18 protein-coding genes and 1 pseudogene are annotated in these 17,877 nt (G+C 58.7%); 9 read left to right on the forward strand and 10 right to left on the reverse strand.

The window, feature by feature from the left end:
• Positions 1-45: 45 nt before the first annotated feature.
• Entirely contained in the window at positions 46-204 is a 159-nt protein-coding gene (locus ABIB78_RS35770) for a hypothetical protein (protein WP_429033563.1), read from the reverse strand.
• A 461-nt stretch (positions 205-665) separates the two neighbouring features.
• Between ABIB78_RS35770 and ABIB78_RS35775 the strand changes: the two genes are divergently transcribed.
• From ABIB78_RS35775 to ABIB78_RS35785, 3 genes are all read left to right on the forward strand, one after another.
• A complete protein-coding gene (locus tag ABIB78_RS35775; RefSeq protein ID WP_429033566.1) occupies positions 666-917 on the forward strand; it encodes a helix-turn-helix domain-containing protein in 252 nt (83 codons plus the stop codon).
• Positions 917-2,224 (forward strand): type II toxin-antitoxin system HipA family toxin, encoded by a 1,308-nt coding sequence (locus ABIB78_RS35780; protein ID WP_429033569.1) that lies wholly within the window; start codon positions 917-919, stop codon positions 2,222-2,224. Before ABIB78_RS35775 ends, ABIB78_RS35780 begins: the two co-directional genes overlap by 1 nt.
• Before the next feature lie 213 nt (positions 2,225-2,437).
• The gene (locus ABIB78_RS35785) at positions 2,438-3,238 is read left to right on the forward strand and encodes an HNH endonuclease (protein WP_429033572.1); all 801 of its coding nucleotides are present in this window, start codon (positions 2,438-2,440) and stop codon (positions 3,236-3,238) included.
• A gap of 295 nt (positions 3,239-3,533) precedes the next feature.
• Here the strand turns inward: ABIB78_RS35785 and ABIB78_RS35790 are convergent, their stop codons facing one another.
• The 3 genes from ABIB78_RS35790 to ABIB78_RS35800 all read right to left on the reverse strand — a co-directional run bounded on the left by ABIB78_RS35790 (position 3,534) and on the right by ABIB78_RS35800 (position 5,679).
• The gene (locus ABIB78_RS35790) at positions 3,534-4,238 is read right to left on the reverse strand and encodes a hypothetical protein (RefSeq protein ID WP_429033575.1); all 705 of its coding nucleotides are present in this window, start codon (positions 4,236-4,238) and stop codon (positions 3,534-3,536) included.
• A gap of 120 nt (positions 4,239-4,358) precedes the next feature.
• A complete protein-coding gene (locus ABIB78_RS35795; RefSeq protein WP_429033577.1) occupies positions 4,359-5,300 on the reverse strand; it encodes an ImmA/IrrE family metallo-endopeptidase in 942 nt (313 codons plus the stop codon).
• Positions 5,287-5,679, reverse strand: a complete 393-nt coding sequence (locus ABIB78_RS35800; protein ID WP_429033580.1) for a helix-turn-helix domain-containing protein — start codon at positions 5,677-5,679, stop codon at positions 5,287-5,289. The genes ABIB78_RS35795 and ABIB78_RS35800 overlap by 14 nt, the downstream gene beginning before the upstream one ends.
• A gap of 162 nt (positions 5,680-5,841) precedes the next feature.
• On the opposite strand from ABIB78_RS35800, the gene ABIB78_RS35805 reads away from it, so the two are divergent.
• The 6 genes and pseudogenes from ABIB78_RS35805 to ABIB78_RS35830 all read left to right on the forward strand — a co-directional run bounded on the left by ABIB78_RS35805 (position 5,842) and on the right by ABIB78_RS35830 (position 9,088).
• Positions 5,842-6,183: a multiubiquitin domain-containing protein gene (locus ABIB78_RS35805; protein WP_429033582.1), complete on the forward strand. Its 342-nt coding sequence runs from the start codon at positions 5,842-5,844 to the stop codon at positions 6,181-6,183.
• A gap of 3 nt (positions 6,184-6,186) precedes the next feature.
• The gene (locus ABIB78_RS35810; RefSeq protein ID WP_429033585.1) at positions 6,187-6,588 is read left to right on the forward strand and encodes an E2/UBC family protein; all 402 of its coding nucleotides are present in this window, start codon (positions 6,187-6,189) and stop codon (positions 6,586-6,588) included.
• On the forward strand, positions 6,585-8,000 hold the full coding sequence (locus ABIB78_RS35815; protein ID WP_429033588.1) for a ThiF family adenylyltransferase: 1,416 nt from the start codon (positions 6,585-6,587) through the stop codon (positions 7,998-8,000). Before ABIB78_RS35810 ends, ABIB78_RS35815 begins: the two co-directional genes overlap by 4 nt.
• Before the next feature lie 191 nt (positions 8,001-8,191).
• Positions 8,192-8,371, forward strand: coding sequence for a DUF6527 family protein (locus tag ABIB78_RS35820; protein WP_244443473.1), 180 nt, complete (start codon positions 8,192-8,194; stop codon positions 8,369-8,371).
• A 165-nt stretch (positions 8,372-8,536) separates the two neighbouring features.
• Positions 8,537-8,879: pseudogene (locus ABIB78_RS35825) on the forward strand (TrbI/VirB10 family protein); the annotation flags it as partial.
• Positions 8,876-9,088 carry a DUF2274 domain-containing protein gene (locus ABIB78_RS35830; RefSeq protein WP_429033590.1) on the forward strand — a complete coding sequence of 71 codons (213 nt, stop codon included), beginning with the start codon at positions 8,876-8,878 and terminating at the stop codon, positions 9,086-9,088. The pseudogene ABIB78_RS35825 and the gene ABIB78_RS35830, both read left to right, overlap by 4 nt.
• A gap of 8 nt (positions 9,089-9,096) precedes the next feature.
• Here the strand turns inward: ABIB78_RS35830 and ABIB78_RS35835 are convergent, their stop codons facing one another.
• The 6 genes from ABIB78_RS35835 to ABIB78_RS35860 all read right to left on the reverse strand — a co-directional run bounded on the left by ABIB78_RS35835 (position 9,097) and on the right by ABIB78_RS35860 (position 17,681).
• Positions 9,097-10,014: a LysR family transcriptional regulator gene (locus ABIB78_RS35835; protein ID WP_429033593.1), complete on the reverse strand. Its 918-nt coding sequence runs from the start codon at positions 10,012-10,014 to the stop codon at positions 9,097-9,099.
• Positions 10,015-10,464: 450 nt separating this feature from the next.
• Positions 10,465-11,841 (reverse strand): aspartate aminotransferase family protein, encoded by a 1,377-nt coding sequence (locus ABIB78_RS35840; protein WP_429033596.1) that lies wholly within the window; start codon positions 11,839-11,841, stop codon positions 10,465-10,467.
• Between the two features lie 28 nt (positions 11,842-11,869).
• A complete protein-coding gene (locus tag ABIB78_RS35845; protein WP_429033599.1) occupies positions 11,870-13,363 on the reverse strand; it encodes an NAD-dependent succinate-semialdehyde dehydrogenase in 1,494 nt (497 codons plus the stop codon).
• Positions 13,364-13,522: 159 nt separating this feature from the next.
• A complete protein-coding gene (locus ABIB78_RS35850) occupies positions 13,523-14,020 on the reverse strand; it encodes an Lrp/AsnC family transcriptional regulator (protein WP_429033602.1) in 498 nt (165 codons plus the stop codon).
• Between the two features lie 838 nt (positions 14,021-14,858).
• A complete protein-coding gene (locus ABIB78_RS35855; protein ID WP_429033604.1) occupies positions 14,859-16,373 on the reverse strand; it encodes a porin in 1,515 nt (504 codons plus the stop codon).
• Positions 16,374-16,865: 492 nt separating this feature from the next.
• Positions 16,866-17,681: a Crp/Fnr family transcriptional regulator gene (locus tag ABIB78_RS35860; RefSeq protein WP_429033607.1), complete on the reverse strand. Its 816-nt coding sequence runs from the start codon at positions 17,679-17,681 to the stop codon at positions 16,866-16,868.
• Positions 17,682-17,877 lie beyond the last annotated feature (196 nt).

Consider the following 17,877-nt stretch of genomic DNA (forward strand, 5'->3'; position numbering starts at 1 on the left):
GCCCCCTCCGGCAAGGAGAATCAATGCACAGAGTCTCCATCATCGCTAACCGTTTGGGAATCCCTCAGATTCAAATCCGGCGGAAACCGCTTTAGCGCAGCACTTTTTCAGCCACACATCGGAGACGCCCATGCGCTGAGCGATCGTGCGCACCGGCTCAGTCCAGACAAGATCGTAAAGCGCCTCACGAGAAATGGTGGTCAATCCAATCCTCTGGGTCAGTCCGACTCCACTGTAATCATTGAGTATTGCGAAGGCGCGACGCCCTCAGCCTAGCTTCGGTGATGTATGGGTGTCGGAGTGTGAAAGCGGTGATGACGTGATGAACGGACCCGATGAAACTCCAGGGCTCGCCTGGAGCTCCAGAAGGACAGCCTTGCCGTGGTTAAGCTGTCAGCTCGAGATAGCGCTACGTTTGTGGGTGCGCTTCTCGATCCGAAGCCGGTGAACGCGCGCTTGCAGGACCATTCGTCGTTACCGCGCACTCATGGGGATATGAGGAGCGAGAGCTCCTGAAAGCCGCCCCGCAGGGCAGGAGGGCGGCTATACGCTGAAGCGCATTTATATGTTTTATACGCCGGGAAGTATATTTGTATTTATACTCCAGGGCGAATATTGATCGTTTAACCTCTGGAGCGTATATAGCGTGCCTAGAGAGGTGCGCAGTGGACCAGATCGCCCGAACGCCCAAGCAAATCGGAGATGCCATCCGCCGGCAGCGCCGCAAGCTTGGCCTGAACCAGACCAGCGTCAGGGACAAAACAAAGCTACGACAGGCAACCATCTCGGCCGTCGAGAGTGGCACACCCGGGACTCAGCTCGGAACGCTTTGTGACATTCTCGCAGCGCTCGACCTCGAGTTCGTTATCCGTCCCAGGACGAAGGCAAAGCCGGCCGAGATCGAGGACATCTTTTGATGGCCCGCCCGCGGCGGCATATCCCGCTCAATGTCTTCTTGAACGGCCGTCTCGTCGGGCGCCTGAACAGGCAATCCAGCGGCGCAATCGACTTTCAGTACGATCCGACCTGGATCGCCTGGGAGCATGCGCTGCCCGTGTCGCTATCTCTGGCTCTGCGTGAGGACCGCTATATCGGTGCACCTGTCATCGCGGTCTTCGACAATCTCCTGCCCGACAGCACGCCCATCCGCCGTCGCATGGCGGAGCGCGTCCACGCTCAAGGCATAGACGCTTACGACCTGCTTGCCGCTATCGGACGGGACTGTGTCGGCGCATTGCAATTCCTGCCGGACGGCATCGAACCCGGCGCCGCCGGCGCTGTCGACGGCAGACCTGTTGACGACAAGGAAATAGCCCGGCTTCTCGGCGACCTTGCATCGGCTCCCCTTGGGCTTGGTGAGGACGAGGACTTTCGGATCTCGATCGCCGGCGCCCAGGAAAAGACCGCGCTCTTGTTCTGGAAAGGGCGTTGGTACAAGCCGCTGGTGACTACGGCCACGACGCACATCCTCAAACCGCAGATTGGCCGACTGCCGAACGGCATCGATCTTTCCTACAGCGTCGAGAATGAGTTCTTCTGCCTTAAGCTGACAGCAGCTCTTGGACTTCCGAGCGCCGCCATCGCGATCGAGGAGTTTGAAGGCAACAATGTGCTCGTGATCGAGCGGTTCGATCGCCGCTGGACCAGCGACAACCGTCTCCTACGTTTGCCCCAAGAGGATTGCTGCCAGGCTTTGTCCGTGCCGCCATCCTTGAAATACGAATCGGAGGGCGGGCCCGGCATTCCAGCTATCCTCAATCTGCTGAAAGGGAGCGATAAGCCGGAGGCAGATCAAACGACGTTTCTGAAGGCCGTGATTGCCTTCTGGCTTCTCGGTGCCACGGATGGGCACGCCAAAAATTTCAGCGTCTTTCTCTCTCCCGGCGGCCGCTTCCGCCTGACCCCGCTCTACGATGTGATTTCGGCGCAGCCCAGCCTCGACGCAGGCCAGATCAAGCGAAACAAGATGAAGCTGGCCATGGCCGTCGGTGACAGCCGTCACTACGTCGTCGACAGCGTCATGCCTCGCCATTTTGTCCAGACCGCCGCCAAGGCAGGGATTGGCGCGGGAGTCGTTACCGCGATCTTTGATGAGCTGCGCGCACAGACGCAAGCGGCGGTCGAACAGGTCACCACGTCGCTCCCGAAAGCATTTCCTGCCGAAGTAGCTGACAGCATCAGCAATGGGGTCAAGGCCCGTCTGCGCAGGTTGGAGGACGCGTGATGCCAAAGATCGATGTGCGACCAGCTAATCGGAGCCGAGGGGCGTCTCTGCCCTTGGCCACAATGGACCAGCGGGATTGACCATGGTCCGCCTCTTCGTCGCCGTTACGGACAAATCCTGGTTTGACCAGTTGAGCGCGTCCGCTCCACACGACGAAGTCAATTTCTGGCAACCCAGCGGCCCACACAGTTTCGGGCGCTCCAACCGGGCGAGTTGTTCCTCTTCAAGCTGCATGCGCCAAACAACTTCATCGTTGGCGGCGGCATTTTCGGCCACGCGTCGATCGCGCCGCTTTCCCTGGCATGGGATGCCTTCGGCCTGAAGAATGGTGTTTCCAGCCGCGCCGAGATGCGGGCACGAATCGCGAATTATCGTCGTGACTCGATCGCTTTGGACGATCGACAGGATCCCGTCATTGGCTGTCGAATTCTGACCCAGCCGTTCTTCTGGTCGAGGGACCTCTGGCTACCTGTTCCAGAGAGCTGGTCGCCAAATATCGTGACCGGCAAGGGGTTCAGCACTGAAGAAAGGGATGGTCAACATCTATGGTCCGCGGTCACTGATCGATTGAGTTCGGTCCCCGAGATTCGAAATGCGGAGCCGATTATGGCTGAGCGCTATGGCAAGCCGACATTGATCAAGCCGCGATTAGGCCAGGGAGCATTCCGCCTGACGATCACTGACAGCTACGAACGTCGATACGCCGTCTCTGGCGAAAGAACCCTGCCAATCTTAGACGCGGCTCACATTCGAGCATTCGAGGCCGGTGGAGAGCATACGCCTTCGAACGGTTTGCTCCTGCGCACCGATATCCATCGGCTCTTTGACCTGGGATACGTCACCGTCTCTCCGGAAGGTCGGTTTGAGGTCAGCAGCCGCTTGAAAGCAGATTTCGATAACGGTCGTCATTATTATGATCTTCAAGGGACACCCAACCGCCCGCCGCGATACAAGGCCGCCATTCCATCCCCGGAGGCTCTGGCTTGGCATTGCGAGCATCGGTACCTGGGATGAGCGCTTTCTTATGACCGACCTTTCATCCTCGATCGGGTCGCGCGATAAGTGACGGATCCCATCGACGTGCGCATTCGACCGGCAGCGGTCGAGCACATCAAGGCCAGACCGCAAGCTGGTTGCCCATGCACCGATGTTCTCCACCTTCGAGCATTCCTCAAGCGAAATCTGATGTAGGCAAAGCGCTCGCGTCGTGGCACCGGCTTTTGCCAAAACTTCTTCCTCAAACTAGAGCTGCTCGACGTTGTCGAACGTCTTTTCGGCGCCCCGCACGAGAATGCTTAGGAGCTGGCGATCAACCTTCGGAGGCGCGTCGGCCATCTTGGGATCCTACTCGTCTGTTGTATACCGCGATCCATGCCTCGTGTTCGCCTTTAAGGTTCTCGACGAGTGCATTCACTGTCGTGTCGTTGATCGCCTGCGGCTTTCCGTGAGTGAACTCGTTTCTACGTTCGTGGATGTCTTTTAGCAAATCGGCAACTACCGAAAATCCATGCGCTCGAAGATCTTCGAAATAGTTCGTCCCAAAGAATATTTTGTACAGATCGTAGAGGCGGCTCCCGATTCCGGAATAACGCCGAAGCTCGTCATCCAAAATTCGTTGTGGAAGCCCACGCATCGCAGTTCGGTGAAGCCGCTCGATACGAGTCTCAAAGTAGCCCCAGAACAGCAGCACTAAAGCTGCCCGAGCGGATGGACGTTCCGAATCTGCGAAATGTGAGAAGCGTTCAAACTCGACCGTTGGCCGCTCCCATTCACGCTGGAGCATCTGGAGATAGATGTAGTCCTCATAGCGACCTTCAGCACCTGCGAAAGTGGGATGGATGACCGTCCGCTCATCGTTTATGGTCCTGATGAAGGGCGAAGTATCAAACGGGTCGGAACCGCACGCGGGGCAGCGCGCATCGATCCTGCGAATGCCGGGACAGTCCCCTCCGCACAACACGTAACCTGACCAGAGGCTCGTCCATGATTTTCCCGGGAGGTCGTCGCACCACATTAGATGACCCCGTAATCGGCGCCCTTGCAGCCTCCGCCAGGAAATTCTCTGGAGCTGCGCGTGGCAAGCTTCAACCAGCGCAAAAGCTGAATCGTTCTGTCGCGGCCTGAGGCCTGCCGGCTAAACGACTTTTTTGAAGCCCGGCGGAAGGATGATCGTTGGTTTGCCAAGTGCATTCACCGGATAGAGCAGAATGATGATATTGTGTGTCGTGTCGAAAGCCTCCGCCACGCACTCGTGAGGAAGGCCGTTGCGATCCGTCATTGAGATGGTTGTAGGGCGTGTCATCTTTCGACCGATCGGAAGAATAGGGCCAAGGCAATGATCGGTCGTTATGACGGAGTCCGCAGGTTTGCCAAACTGAAGGATGAAAGGAGGCGAGGGTTCGATGCGACGGACCGCAGCCCGCGCGCCATGACCCGGAACGAACTCGATAGGTTCGAGGATATATACGGCGCAGGCACGATGGTGAGTGCGGGCAAATTCCCGGGCCGAGGCGTAGTTGGATGCGCCGAATTTCTTTGCGAGCGTGATGGGCGTCTTGATGTCGAACTTACAGTCAGCCGCATAGCGCGCGTAAGTGTCGCCCTTAAAGAGGGCAAATCGGGCAAAGTTGTTGGCCTCGCGTTCAAACTGGTCCGAGATTTCGGGATCGAGATGTTGTTCACTGTCCTGGAAGAAACGAAACATGCGCTTGTGAACGGGAAGGTCGTGATGCGCGGTTTCGTGGAGCGTCAGAAACGTCTTCTTTGATTTGGACTTGATGGCGCTGTCATCGATATGAATGACCGTGTCAGCGGAATCATAGAGGCCGAACAATTTGCCAAGGGCGGATTTTACGACGGTTGCTGTTTGGATTGCCTTGCCGGCCAAGTATTCCATGACGGCGACAGGGTCGAACAGGCTGGTTTGGGCAACGCGCACATTTGCAGCGGCAAGGATATCTTCAAGAGGCACCGGGAATCTATCCCATGCGCTTGCGCGGTCGAGAAGTTGCCGCGCTCGCTCCTCGACCGCGCGAAGATCTTCGGGTTCGAGACTGCTATCGTCAGCTTTTGTCACCCGGCTTTTTCCTTGCCCGCATGAATTGAAGGTACTGCAACATCTCGGTCTCTTCCTCCGCCGACAAATTGTGCTCGGCGAAGGTCGCGATACGTCCGTGCCGCTCGGTATCGGCGCGTTTGTTGCCGGATATGTACCCGGCCATGTCCATCAGATTCTCGAAGCTGATGGCATAGAGTTCTGCGAGCGCATGCAGAATGTTCGGCGATGGCTTTTTGATCTTGTTGTTTTCGATCTGCGACAAGTAGGCGTTCGAGACCTGCTTATTCGTCGCTTCCTCGACCTCGCGCAGACTTAGGTTCCGGTCCACGCGAATCGACGCGAGATACTGACCGAGCGTCAGTTTCGATGTGTTCCTTCCATCCGTGGGGGAGAGCATGGCGGGTGCTCCTGCAAGCTATTGTTTCTGTTGTGATTCTACTCCGGCCAGCCGCTATGGTCAAGCGCGCAAAGAGCTTACTTGATATTCTTAGCGCGCTATGTTATATGGGAACCGTGGAAAGGCGAGGTGCCCGGACACGTCTCACAGGGAGTAGATCACATGACTGACAACCTTGAAGAAAGGAGCGCCGATTCAGGCGTGGAAGAGGTGCTGGACGAGATCATCGATCTCGAAGAGTACGCCAAACTGGGCAAGCGCCCGCCGCTCTCAAAGGGCTATCGGATCCTCGTGAACGGCGACCCGTTCGTAGTGAACGAGCCGACTCCGACCGGCCGCGCCATCCTGACGCTTGCCGGCTTGCTGCCCGCGGAGAACTATACTCTTCGCGTCAAAATGGCCGGTGAAAAGCCGCATAAGGTCGGGCTCGACGATCAGGTCGATCTCCGCCGCCCGGGCGTGGAGAAGTTTAAGGCCCTGCCGCGTGATCAGACGGAGGGTTGAGCGATGACCCTCCGTCGTCAGTTTGACTTGCTGCCCATCGACCGGGAATTTCTCGACGAATACGGGCTGCCGTGGGAAACCATCGTGGACGGCTCCCAGTGGGTGCTTATCCACGATTTCCCCGCGCCGCGCGGCTACAACCACGCGACGGTGACGGCGGCGATCCGGATCGAGACCGGTTACCCGAACACCGAACTTAACATGGTGTATTTCTTTCCGGCCCTCGCGCGGTCGGACGGAAAGAAAATCGGGGCAACCGAAGCGCAGCAACAGCTCGACGGAAAAACCTACCAGCGCTGGTCTCGCCATCGCACGGGCGCGAACCCGTGGAAGATCGGGCGCGACCACATCGGGACGCATGTCATCCTGATCGAGGACTGGCTCGACCGGGAGTTCGAGAAATGATCGCTCACATCACCCTGGCTTTTTCAGGCGACCAGCACGAGCACTTGAAGAGTTTTCTCTTCCCCGGCGACGGTAACGAAGCCGTCGCGATCTTGCTGTGCGGCAGCCGCGCGGGCTACCGCAGCCATCGGCTCGTCGTGCGCGAGATTCACGGCATCCCGTACGAGGACTGTTCGGAACGCACCCCCATGCGGGTCACTTGGCCGCCGGACTATATTGCCCCAATGCTCGACCGCGCTACCGCCGAAGGCCTGTCGGTCGTTAAGGTTCACAGCCATCCCGGCGGCTATGCCGCCTTCTCGCTAACGGATGACAAGGGCGACGAGCGATTGCTGCCGATGATCCGGGGATGGGTCGAGGCAGATGTGCCGCACGGAAGCGCCGTGATGTTGCCTGACGGCCAGATGTTCGGGCGCGTCTTGAACGCGGCCGGCGGTTTCGACCCGATCTATTGCATAAGTGTCGCCGGAGACGATCTGCATTTTTGGTATGCGGACGCGGGCAGTATCGAACTGCCCAACTTCGTGGCCTCCCACGCCCAGGCATTCGACAAGGGCACGATTGAGCGTTTGCGTCGGCTCTCGTTCGCGGTCATTGGCGCGTCAGGGACGGGCAGTCCAACCATCGAACAACTCATGAGACTTGGTGCCGCCCTGATTGTCGGTGTCGATGACGACCACATGGAGGAGCGCAACGTCAATCGCATCCTGAACTCCACCATGGATGACGTGGAGAACGAGCGCCCGAAAGTTGACGTACTAGCCGACGCGGTCGGGCGCACCGGCCTCGGCACTCGGTTCATTCCAATGAAGAAAAACCTGTGGGACCCCGAGGTCATCCGCGAAGTCGCTCAATGCGACATCATCTTCGGCTGCATGGATACGGTAGATGGGCGGTATCTTCTCAATGCTATCGCATCCTACTATTCGATTCCCTACTTCGATATCGGCGTACGCCTGGACGCGACCAAGGATTTCGACGGCGTGGCCTACATCCGTGAAGTTTGCGGCACCGTGAACTATTTGCGCCCTGGTCGGTCCAGCCTTGTCAGCCGCGGCCTGTTCGCGATGAGCGACGTCGCCGCGGCCGGTCTGCGCCGCAACGACCCGGCAGCTCATGATCGGCAGGTGGAGGATGGCTACATCAGGGGCGTGGCCGGGCACCGACCCGCCGTCATCAGCGTCAACATGTTCGCCTCGGCGCTTGCCGTGAACGAGATGCTCGCGCGCCTGCATCCTTACCGTGAGGAGCCGAACGGCGCATATGCGGCCGTCACGTTTAGTCTTGCGAGCATGGAGCTCATCTACGACCCTGAAGAGGGAATCTGCGATATCCTGGGGGCGAAGGTAGGCTTCGGCGATACGACGCCGCTCCTGGGGCTTATGGAGCTCGCGGAAAGGCGAAAGGCGTGAGCAGGTTTAGTCGGTTTCTGCTGAATGCATATGGGCGAGCAGATAGGTTTCTGCGGGGCACATATAGGCGCATTCATAATTGGATCGTCCCGCCGTATGCGACCTTGCTGGTCGAAGACACCCTTCCCAAGCACCTGAAGCGCCGGACCCTCTACATCGTCCAGGAGGACGGCTACCAGGAGCAGGCAGCAATGATCTGCCCGTGCGGTTGCCGCTCTGTTTTACATATGAATCTTCTCCCCGATGAACGTCCTTGCTGGCGTGTTACGCGCCATGACGACGGGACTGCCACCCTCCATCCCTCGGTCTGGAGGAAAAAGGACTGCGGTTCGCATTTTTGGTTTCGAAATGGCCGCGTCCTATGGTGTTAATCGAACGTCGCCGCGGCTGTATGCAAACGCCGGTCGCATGCAGGAGCCGATGTGGCACGCCTGCGGCCATTGCGATTGAGGGGGCTAAGAATCACGCTCAATCACTGCCCAAAAATGATGGTTCGTGATCGAGCATGCAGATGGGGTATCGCGTGGGATTGTTGTGCAGGATTCGAGGACGAGGTCGATAACCATTGGGGCATGCTGTTCAAGACCGCCGTTCTCTCGACCATGCTCAGCGTCGGAGCCGAGGCGGGTACGAGCCAGAACGAGATGCGGCGCGACAATCAGGATGTTCCCATCCAGATTGTCGCGCTACAACGAGAACAACCTTCTTCAAGCGATCCGCAGCGGGGCGTCCAACAGCATCAGCCAGACCGGCCAGCAGATCGTGCAGCGCCAGCTCAACATCCAGCCGACGCTGACCATCCGGCCAGGATTCCCGGTCCGCGTCATCGTCTCGCGCGACCTGGTGCTGGCGCCCTACCGCGAGGGAGGAACACCGTGACGAAACTCAAGCTTGGGCCGCTTGAAGACGACAAGCCGGTCAAGCTCACCATCGAGCTGCCGGCGGCGGTCTTCAGGGATCTGAAAAGCTACGCCGATTATCTGACGCGTAGCGGAGGCGCGACGACGCCGACCGATCCGGCCAAATTGATCGCGCCAATGATCGAGCGTTTCATGGCAACAGACCGGGCCTTCGCGAAGGCACGCTGAGGTGCCGGTCAAGCCGGAGGGGGATCGGTCGAAAGATCCGGGTAGCGCTCGCGAAGCAGGTCGAGGAACGGACGCAGCGATGGATTGCTGTTGGCCTGCCGCCAATAGGCGCGGAAGCTCAGCCGCGTCGGCCCCTCGGCATCATTCACCTCACGGAAAGTGACACCCGGATAGGCTGCGCCAGTCGCACTTTCCAGTACCAGCAGAATACCCCAGCCCACGCCGACCAAGGAGAGGAGCCGGTCGAGCACGACATCATGGCGAAGCAGCAGGCAAGGTTCGGAGGATCCCAATTTGCTGATGAGAAGCTTAAGGAATTCCGGTCCCGGGCCGCGCTGTGACGACAAAAGAGGTTCGCGCCTCAGTTCGCCCCAGTGGACCACGTCACGGCCTGTCAGCGGATGGTTCGCGGGGAGAGCGGCAACGACACGCTCGCTCCAGAGCAACAATGACCTGTCACTCCATTTCGGATTGGGCTCGGCCACCAAGGCGACGTCAACGGCGGAGCTGGCGAGATTCGAGATCAGATGGTCGCTCGCTCCGTCGACCAGTTGTCTATCGACATCGGGGAAGCGGTGCCGGTGCTCGAGGAGAGTGGCCCGGAGATTGCCGGCTGAGAGGGAGGTGTGGATGCCGATGGTCAACCGACCGCTCTCGCCACGCGAGCGGGTCGTGAGACGAGCGGTCATTGCATCAGTTTCGCCCACGACGCGCCGGGCAGCATCGAGGAATTCCTGACCTTCGATCGTCGGTCGCGTACCGCCATTTGTGCGCTCGAACAGAGTGCTGCTCAACTTGTATTCGAGATTGCGCAAGCGGCGACTAAGAGTCGACTGCTTGATGTTGAGCGCTTCTGCCGCTTGACGGAGGCTTCGGTGCTGGGACGCGGTAATAGCCCAGCGCAGATCTCGAAATTCCACAGGCATGGTCGAAGCCCTATGGCGAGTTGGCTGTGACCAAGTGTTTTCTTGCGTAGGTCATTCTTGCTTGCTCTGCTTCAGCGCCTCCCTCGTCAGTCCTGAAACGACCATCGAACACACTCCCGAGTAGGACTCGTTCGCCACTTGCTATTGCCGATGGCACGGACAGGGCGGTCAACCTGCTGCCGTCTGCCCATTTGGTCAGCCGAAACTCAACGGCGGGGCTTGGGTAAGTGACGGCGTCGCGTGGGTGTATTGTAATCAGCCATCCAGTCCGATCGGTGAGAATGGCCGGCCGGCACTCTCGACCACTCCGTATGGGCTAGCCGGTCCGATAGTGATTCAATACTCGGTGCGGATGCGTTTGATGCCGATCCGCACAGTGGGTGGTCAGGATGCCTGGCCCGAGCGCTAACTGGCTGAAGGTCTTGTCCAAGTCGCGCCGTCAATCTCCTATCACTTGGCAAACACGGCATTGATGGCATTCTTCGTCTTCTGGACGATGATGTCGGCTTCGTTCTTCGTCAGGCAAAGCGGCGGCGCGAACCCGAGAATATCGCCCTGCGGCATTGCGCGGCCGATAACGCCGCGCTCGAACAGTGCGGCGGCGACCTGCAGACCGACCTTCTGCGACGCGTCGAAGAAGACGCGAGCGTCCCTGTCTTTGACGAATTCTACTGCCGCCATTAACCCGTCGCCGCGCACTTCGCCAACGTGTGGGTGGTCCCCGATCGCCTTGGCGAGCTCTGCACGGAAATAGGCGCCGGTGTCGCCGGCATTGGCGACCAGACCCATCTCGTCGATTAGATCTAGATTTGCGATTCCGGCGGCCGCGCAGATCGGATGAGCGGAATAGGTCCACCCATGGCCGATAGCGCCGAGTCTATCGGAGCCCTTCACGAGCACCTGCCAAACCTTGTCGGAGACAATGACGCCCGAGAGCGGCGCATACGCGGAAGTCAGGCCCTTGGCGATGGTGATCAAGTCGGGCTTGATGCCGTAGTGGTCGGAGCCGAACATCGTCCCAAGACGACCAAAGCCAGTGACGACTTCGTCGGCGACGAGCAGCACATCGTATTTCTTCAGCACGGCCTGGATCTTCTCCCAGTAGCCGGCGGGCGGCGGAACGATGCCACCGGTGCCGAGAATCGGCTCACCAATGAAAGCTGCAACTGTATCGGGTCCTTCGGCCAGGATCAATTCCTCCAGCTTGTCGGCGCAGGTTTGCGCGAATTGCTCCTCGCTCATCGAGCGGTCGGCGCGCCGGAAATAATAAGGCGCCTCGGTGTGCAGGATCGGCGCGCGCGGCAGATCGAAGGCGTTGTGAAAAAGCTCGAGCCCCGTCAGCGAGCCGGTCATGACACCCGAACCATGATAGCCGCGCCAACGCGAGATGATCTTCTTCTTCTCCGGCCGGCCGAGCACATTGTTATAATACCATATCAGCTTGATGTTCGTCTCGTTGGCGTCGGAGCCCGACAAGCCGAAATAGACGCGACACATGCCTTTCGGCGCGCGATCGATGATCATCTTTGACAACGTGATCGAGGCTTCTGTGCCGTGGCCGACATAGGCGTGATAGTAGGAGAGCTCTCTCGCCTGCTTTGCGATCGCCCCAGCGATCTTCTGACGGCCGTAACCGACATTGACACAATAAAGACCTGCAAAGGCGTCGAGACTGGTCTTGCCGGATTTGTCCGTAATGTAGACACCTTCGCCGCTGCCGATCAGGCGGGTTGGGGTCTCGCCGCGCGCATGCGCGCCCATATGCGTCGAGGGGTGAAAGAAATAGTCCCGATCCCAAACGGTGAGTTCGTTCGAATTGCCGAGCATTGCTGTTACTTTCCTAGCAGTACGGGTTTCAGAGGGTTTGGACGCAGACATATTTGAGGTCGGTGAAGGCCTCCATGCCGTGGCGGGAGCCTTCGCGCCCGAGACCAGATTGCTTGGTGCCGCCGAACGGAATCGGGGCGCCTGTGATCTTCACCCGGTTCACCGCCACCATGCCGTAGTCGAGGGCGCGTGCCATGCGCTGCTGCCGCGAGCCGTTCTCAGTGACGACGTAGGCCACGAGCCCGTACTCTGTGTCGTTGGCCCGAGCCACCACCTCCTGCTCGGTGTTGAAAGGGGCAACGGCAGCTACCGGACCAAAGGTCTCCTCGCGCATGATGAGAGCTTCGTCGGGGACGTCGATCAGCAGCGTCGGCTGATGGAAGAGGGCTCCCAGTGGCGATCGACTGCCTCCGGCAAGGCAGCGGGCGCCGCGCGACAACGCATCGCGCACATGCTCCTCGACTTTATGGACGGCCCGTGCGTGTATTAGCGGGCCAATCTCGACGCCCTCTTCGAGCCCGCTGCCGAGTTTCAGCGCAGCAACGCGCTTGGCGAATGCGACACAGAAGGCCTCGTAGATCGAGCGTTGGACGTAAAGACGGTTGGCCGCGAGACAGTCCTGACCGGAGGTGGCAAACTTGGCGCCAACCGCAATCTCGACCGCCGCGTCGAGATCGGCGTCGTCGAACACGATGAAGGGCGCGTGGCCACCAAGCTCCATGACCAACCGCTTCATGGTCGGCGCGCACTGGCTGGCGATCCTGCGGCCTATCTCTGTTGAGCCGGTGAAGCTTATGGCGCGCACGCCCGCGTCGGCACAAAGCCTTTCGACAATAGTCTTCGCATCCCCTGGGACAACGTTGAAGGCGCCGGCCGGAAGACCAGCACGCTCACCAAGTTCGGCAAGCGCGAGTGCCGAAAGTGGCGTTTCGGAGGAAGGATGCGCTACGACAGTGCAGCCAGCGGCAAGCGCCGCAGCGACCTTGCGGGTCAGCATGGCCGAAGGGAAGTTCCATGGCGTAACCACACCAACCACGCCGACTGGCTCCCGTACAACCGACATCGCTGCCCCGGGCAAGTGGCCAGTCACGCCCTCGACGCTAAGGCGCTTGGCCTCTTCTGCATACCATTCAACGAAGGAAGATGCGTAGTCGATCTCGCCGCGTGATTCGGCTAGGGATTTGCCCTGTTCAAGGGTCATGATGAGCGCAAGGTCTTCGCGGGCAGCAATGATGAGATCGAACCAGCGCCTCAAGCACTTCGATCGCTCCTGCGGCAACAGCGCTTTCCAGGCTGGGAAGGCCCTCGTCGCTGCCGCGATCGCTTCTCCTGTCTGCTCGGCGTCGAGCGAGGCCACGTAGCCGAGGATCGCGCCGGTCGCGGGATCGCTGACCTGAAAGCTCGTTGCGGCGTGACCCGCTGACCAGTTGCCGTCGACGTAGGCAAGCTCGCGCAGCAAGCGCTTGTCGCTTATACGGTCAAGCGCTGGGTGGCGGTTGGTTCGTCCAATATGAGCAGACATCGTCTGTTCCCTCTCCAGGATGCGAACCAAGTTTACCTGCACGTGGTGGAGAAAGAGGCCGAATGTCGCGCCCTGGGCAGCCCGTCGGTCTAAAATCGAACGCCGACGCGGAGAATCTCTCTCGCTCGGGGACGCTGCGCCGTCCATCAAAAAAAGTCATCAGCATCGCACGCTTGGGTCGGCAAGCGTTTCGACCGGGAGGACGTCCTCATCCTTCACCGTCTTTGTCACAATGTAAGTGAAGTACCGGGCGATACCGATCTCTCGATCGAGCAAGCTGTCGACGAGACGTTGATAAGCATCGACGTCGTGGGCTACAACCTTGAGCAGGTAGTCGACGCCGCCGCCCACCGACCAGCAGGCGACGATTTGAGGGATTTCCCGAACTACGCGCTCGAACCGGTCGAAGTCCGATTGGCGGTGACTTGCGAGCGTGACCTCCATCATTACGGTCGTCATCGGCGCCACCGCGCGCAGTGAGAGGCGCGCGTGATAGCCGACGATTACTCCGGCTTGCTCGAGCTTTCGCAGCCGCATCCAACAAGGCGTTGGCGAAAGCCCCACCTTTTCCGCCAGAGCCAGCTTGGTGATGCGCCCGTCGCGCTGCACGGCGTCAAGAATCTTAAAGTCGGTATGGTCGAGTTTAAGTGACGCCATTCTGGTCCATTCAGGTAGGCTCACGGCATCTTGAGCTTCTGAGTCCGTCAACCCTTCGTCTTGTGATCTTCTGTCGTTCAGTAAACACCGCATCCTCGATTTTGCGTTCACGGTAGATTGTCGCGCGTGATGGTCTCACGAACTGTCATGCCACCTGACTGGATTTGGACAACGAACGCCCGACTTCAGGCAATATGGGAGTGAAAAAAATATATCAAATGAACAGTAAAGTCTACGTCTGATCAAATTTCTCCTTCCGGGTGGCGTGCTGGAGGGCGGGGCTAAACCCCTAGCGTCCGCGATTATCGACCGATCCGAGATCAAACATTCACCGCCTGCGGTGCAACACGGCGTCGTCTTTGACCGAAAGAAGATATGCTGCCGAACAGCGCTTGATCATGTTCGCAAATCCGGGTGAAGGGGACGAAAGCAGTCTCCGACCCATGGTCTCGAGCAGATTACTTGTGCCAGCTGCCGCGCCAAATCGGCTTGCGCCTGTTGGTGAAAGCGACTGCAGTGGCTGCCTGTTCCAGGGATGATGATCAGCCATGCCAGGCGATCGTGATCACGGATTGCAGACGATGATGATCACGTGTGCGGCGAACACGACTAACGTGTTTATGTCTGCTGGACATGGTCTCCCTGGTCAAGACGGGCGGCACACCTTGGAGATCGTTCCAGCGGTCCATGGGAGGGGTCCCGCACACAGCTGTCACCCAGATTCGAAAAATTGGAGTTGATTGAAAAAGGCCTCCGGCGGGCATGCCGGAGGCCTTCTTGGAGGTTAACGTAGATCTATAGAGCCGTTTGTTTTCTCCTTCGCTAGTTTGACGAAGACTCACCAGTTGCGCTGAGCGCGGAGTAGCAGCGTGAGGCTGCTCTGGTTCTTCAGCTCATACACAGCGCCCGGTTTGGCGATCCCCGACTGCAGCGGCAGCGTCACCGTGCTTCCGCTTGCATACTTTTGATCAAGCATGGTGTAGGCGAGGTCGGCCGAGAAGGTCAGGTTCTTGACGGGAGTCCAGTACGTTGCCACACCGGCAACTGCATAGTTGAAGTCGGGGTTACAGCCGCCAATACCGCTTGACAGCGCAAGCGTTGTGACGAAAGCGCCGCAGATATAGCCCTTGGCTGTGCTGTTATACCGCACAGCAGCCCATGCACCGTAGATGCCGGTGGCCCATCGCGGATCCCAGTTGTGGGTGTAGCCGCCGCGGAAGCCATAGGTCGTGGTCAATTCCTGGCCAGAGCCAGCAACGAACACGGAGTCTGACAGACCACCAAGTCCGACGCTCTGGTAGGCACCTGCGAGGCCCGTACCACCGTACATGGCGTACGTGGTCGACATATAATCCTGAAAATTGTAACGGCTTGCGCCGTTCGTATAGACGCCTGTCAAGTTGATTGTGTCTCCCGGACCAGTCGGGATGTTCTTAATCGACAATGCCAGTTGACCAGCCCAGCCCCACTTGTCGGCCGGATGGCCGGTCGTTTCATCGGCGCCGTAGTAGGCGGCGTGATTGTTATGCGCGGCCGCCGACGCCTGAAAGAGACCCCAAGCCTGATCAACGCGAACCATGGCCACAAGGTCAGGAGACCACGCACCGCCGATATCGTTTGCACCGTACGCACCGGTCGCAAGACCCGCGGCCGTCGTCCCGCTCACGTTCCAGATGTTGGTCGTGTCATGCTGGACTTGATCCTGGGCAGAGAAGGACGCTGTGATGCCTTGACCGAAGTCTGCGGTATAGGTGAACTGATTGACGGGGTCCCAGCCGCTGCCGCCTGGCAGGCCATCGAAGTTGTTACCAGGATAGTTGGTCCAGGGAGCGGAGAATTGCGACTGGGCCTTACCAAACGTGAAGCCAGCGAACTGGATGAATGCGTAGTAGACGCCGAGCGTACCACCGGCGACCGTAGCTCCGCTGTAGGCGGTCGAACCATTCACGGCGGTTGTACCGGCCCCAGCATAGCCACCGGAGTTCCAGGTGAACACGCCATCGAAGAAGGTGCGGACCACGCCGTACTCGGTCGCCGTGCGCGTGTCGATTGTCAGATCTTCGCGCGATCCAGTGGTGTAGTAGTTGCGTAGGCGATTTTGCGCGCCAGCCACTCCACTATTTGCTGTGTCATAGAGACCGTTTGTGGCCAAACCGGCTTGGACACGCAGATAACCACCGAGCTTGATGCAAGTGTCGGTACCCGGAATGTAGTAGAAGCCGGCACCGTACAGGGAGCAGACCTTCACGTATTCGACCGCCTTGGCCTTGACGGGCAGATCAGCGGCCTGCGCTCCGGCTACGGCGATCACCCCCGCCGCCGAACCGAGCATCAGGACCTTCACCATCTTCATAACACTTCTCCAAATTGTTTCATCTCAAAAGTGGCCGCTCAACCGTCGCGGAAGAGATCGACCACCTTCCCCCAATCGTTCTCGACTTACGGGGTCTTCCTCGAACGCCAACTCACAAACTGAAAGTGGACGTCGCGGTGCGGACCATTCCGCTCATCGCTCGCGTACGTTGACAGATTGTGTTGGGAGATAGATCGCGATCTTTGTGCCGAATGCACGAAAGGATCACTCTGTACTCAGACCGTGCTTTGTTGGGTTCACTATTGTGCGTTCAACACCGTATGAGCTCTCATGCGTGCATTTCACACGAAGCCACGAGTGTGCTTTAGCGTGCCGCGCAACCGAAATGCCTCGCTCGAGACCGTTGAACTGTGAATCTTCTCAAGCGGTGTTGCGGATTAAATTCATTCCGCGTGAATCCATTGATCACTCAGCCAACCACGCAAAGACGTCTCTCAAGACGTGATCTGCCCGAGCTGGTGCTTCTGCTAGCTATTCCGCGATCTCTGGATGCTCAAGGGAAGTATATGCGCCCGTGATCACTCCATAGCAGCAGCATGCCTTCTGCTCGAGGCATCCGCGGTCGTCCACCTGCAAAACGCCTCGCATCTTGCGGATTAGACCTTGCTCCTCAAATCGGATCAGCGTCCTAGTGACCCCCGCGCGATGCAATCCGAGAACGGCTGAAACATAGTCGTGTGTAATCGGAAGGACATTGCTGTCGAGCGCGTCGCACATCAGGCAGAGCCAACACGCCAGGCGCGGTTCGAGTCCGTGTCGGACGCCACATAATCCCATCTGAGCGCAATGCGTGTTGTGCGTTTGGGAATATCTCAAGAGATGTTCGAGAATTTTCGGTCGTTCACTCGTCACGCGACGCAAATCGTTGGCATGAATTCTCAATGCGTGACCCGGAAAAAGCACAACAGACTGTTGTGTTGGAATGTTTCCGCCGACTACGAGCGAGACGCCAACCGCCCCTCGGTATCCTACGACGGCCGCTTCAAGTAGACTTCCCGGGGCAACAATCCTTAGCGACACCAGCCCCGACTCTATGAAGTAGACGTGATTAAAAGGCCTTTTTGGCTCCTGCAGAACCATGCGTTCTCTCAAGGCTATCGGCTCGAGGAACGTCCCGATTGCCGCCAGGTCTTGCAGAGAAAGCCTCGCCAGGATCGAATTTTTGACAAACAAGTGTCCATTCGAACGTCCGGTACCAGGCCGAAACAACATCGGCTCTGTAGCTGAACCGACTGCATCTGCGGAACTGTCAAGCGGTTTAATGACGGCAGGCACTTTCTCGGTCATAGTGCTTCTACCATGCAGATGTCTGTTAGGAGTAGCGAATCTCAAGCCTCGATTAATGCGGTCGCTGGGACGTCTCCACCCAAGTCACCGGCCTTGCGTGTACCGGTATCGTGAGGTCGAACTTGATTCGTGGACCAAGCTCGGAAACTCCAACAGTTCGGACCGCGCCAGCGACTGGTCGTCGCGTTGCAACCAG

It is taken from the genome of Bradyrhizobium sp. I1.14.4, from assembly GCF_050435825.1.
GTDB lineage: Bacteria > Pseudomonadota > Alphaproteobacteria > Rhizobiales > Xanthobacteraceae > Bradyrhizobium.

Coding starts and splice junctions, on each gene's coding strand:
- ABIB78_RS35820 (WP_244443473.1), top strand. CDS start 8,192: ATGATCTGCCCGTGCGGTTGCCGCTCTGTTTTACATATGAATCTTCTC.
- ABIB78_RS35810 (WP_429033585.1), top strand. CDS start 6,187: ATGACCCTCCGTCGTCAGTTTGACTTGCTGCCCATCGACCGGGAATTT.
- ABIB78_RS35835 (WP_429033593.1), bottom strand. CDS start 10,014: ATGCCTGTGGAATTTCGAGATCTGCGCTGGGCTATTACCGCGTCCCAG.
- ABIB78_RS35840 (WP_429033596.1), bottom strand. CDS start 11,841: ATGCTCGGCAATTCGAACGAACTCACCGTTTGGGATCGGGACTATTTC.
- ABIB78_RS35860 (WP_429033607.1), bottom strand. CDS start 17,681: ATGACCGAGAAAGTGCCTGCCGTCATTAAACCGCTTGACAGTTCCGCA.
- ABIB78_RS35790 (WP_429033575.1), bottom strand. CDS start 4,238: ATGTGGTGCGACGACCTCCCGGGAAAATCATGGACGAGCCTCTGGTCA.
- ABIB78_RS35850 (WP_429033602.1), bottom strand. CDS start 14,020: ATGGCGTCACTTAAACTCGACCATACCGACTTTAAGATTCTTGACGCC.
- ABIB78_RS35780 (WP_429033569.1), top strand. CDS start 917: ATGGCCCGCCCGCGGCGGCATATCCCGCTCAATGTCTTCTTGAACGGC.
- ABIB78_RS35815 (WP_429033588.1), top strand. CDS start 6,585: ATGATCGCTCACATCACCCTGGCTTTTTCAGGCGACCAGCACGAGCAC.
- ABIB78_RS35855 (WP_429033604.1), bottom strand. CDS start 16,373: ATGAAGATGGTGAAGGTCCTGATGCTCGGTTCGGCGGCGGGGGTGATC.
- ABIB78_RS35800 (WP_429033580.1), bottom strand. CDS start 5,679: ATGCTCTCCCCCACGGATGGAAGGAACACATCGAAACTGACGCTCGGT.
- ABIB78_RS35845 (WP_429033599.1), bottom strand. CDS start 13,363: ATGTCTGCTCATATTGGACGAACCAACCGCCACCCAGCGCTTGACCGT.
- ABIB78_RS35805 (WP_429033582.1), top strand. CDS start 5,842: ATGACTGACAACCTTGAAGAAAGGAGCGCCGATTCAGGCGTGGAAGAG.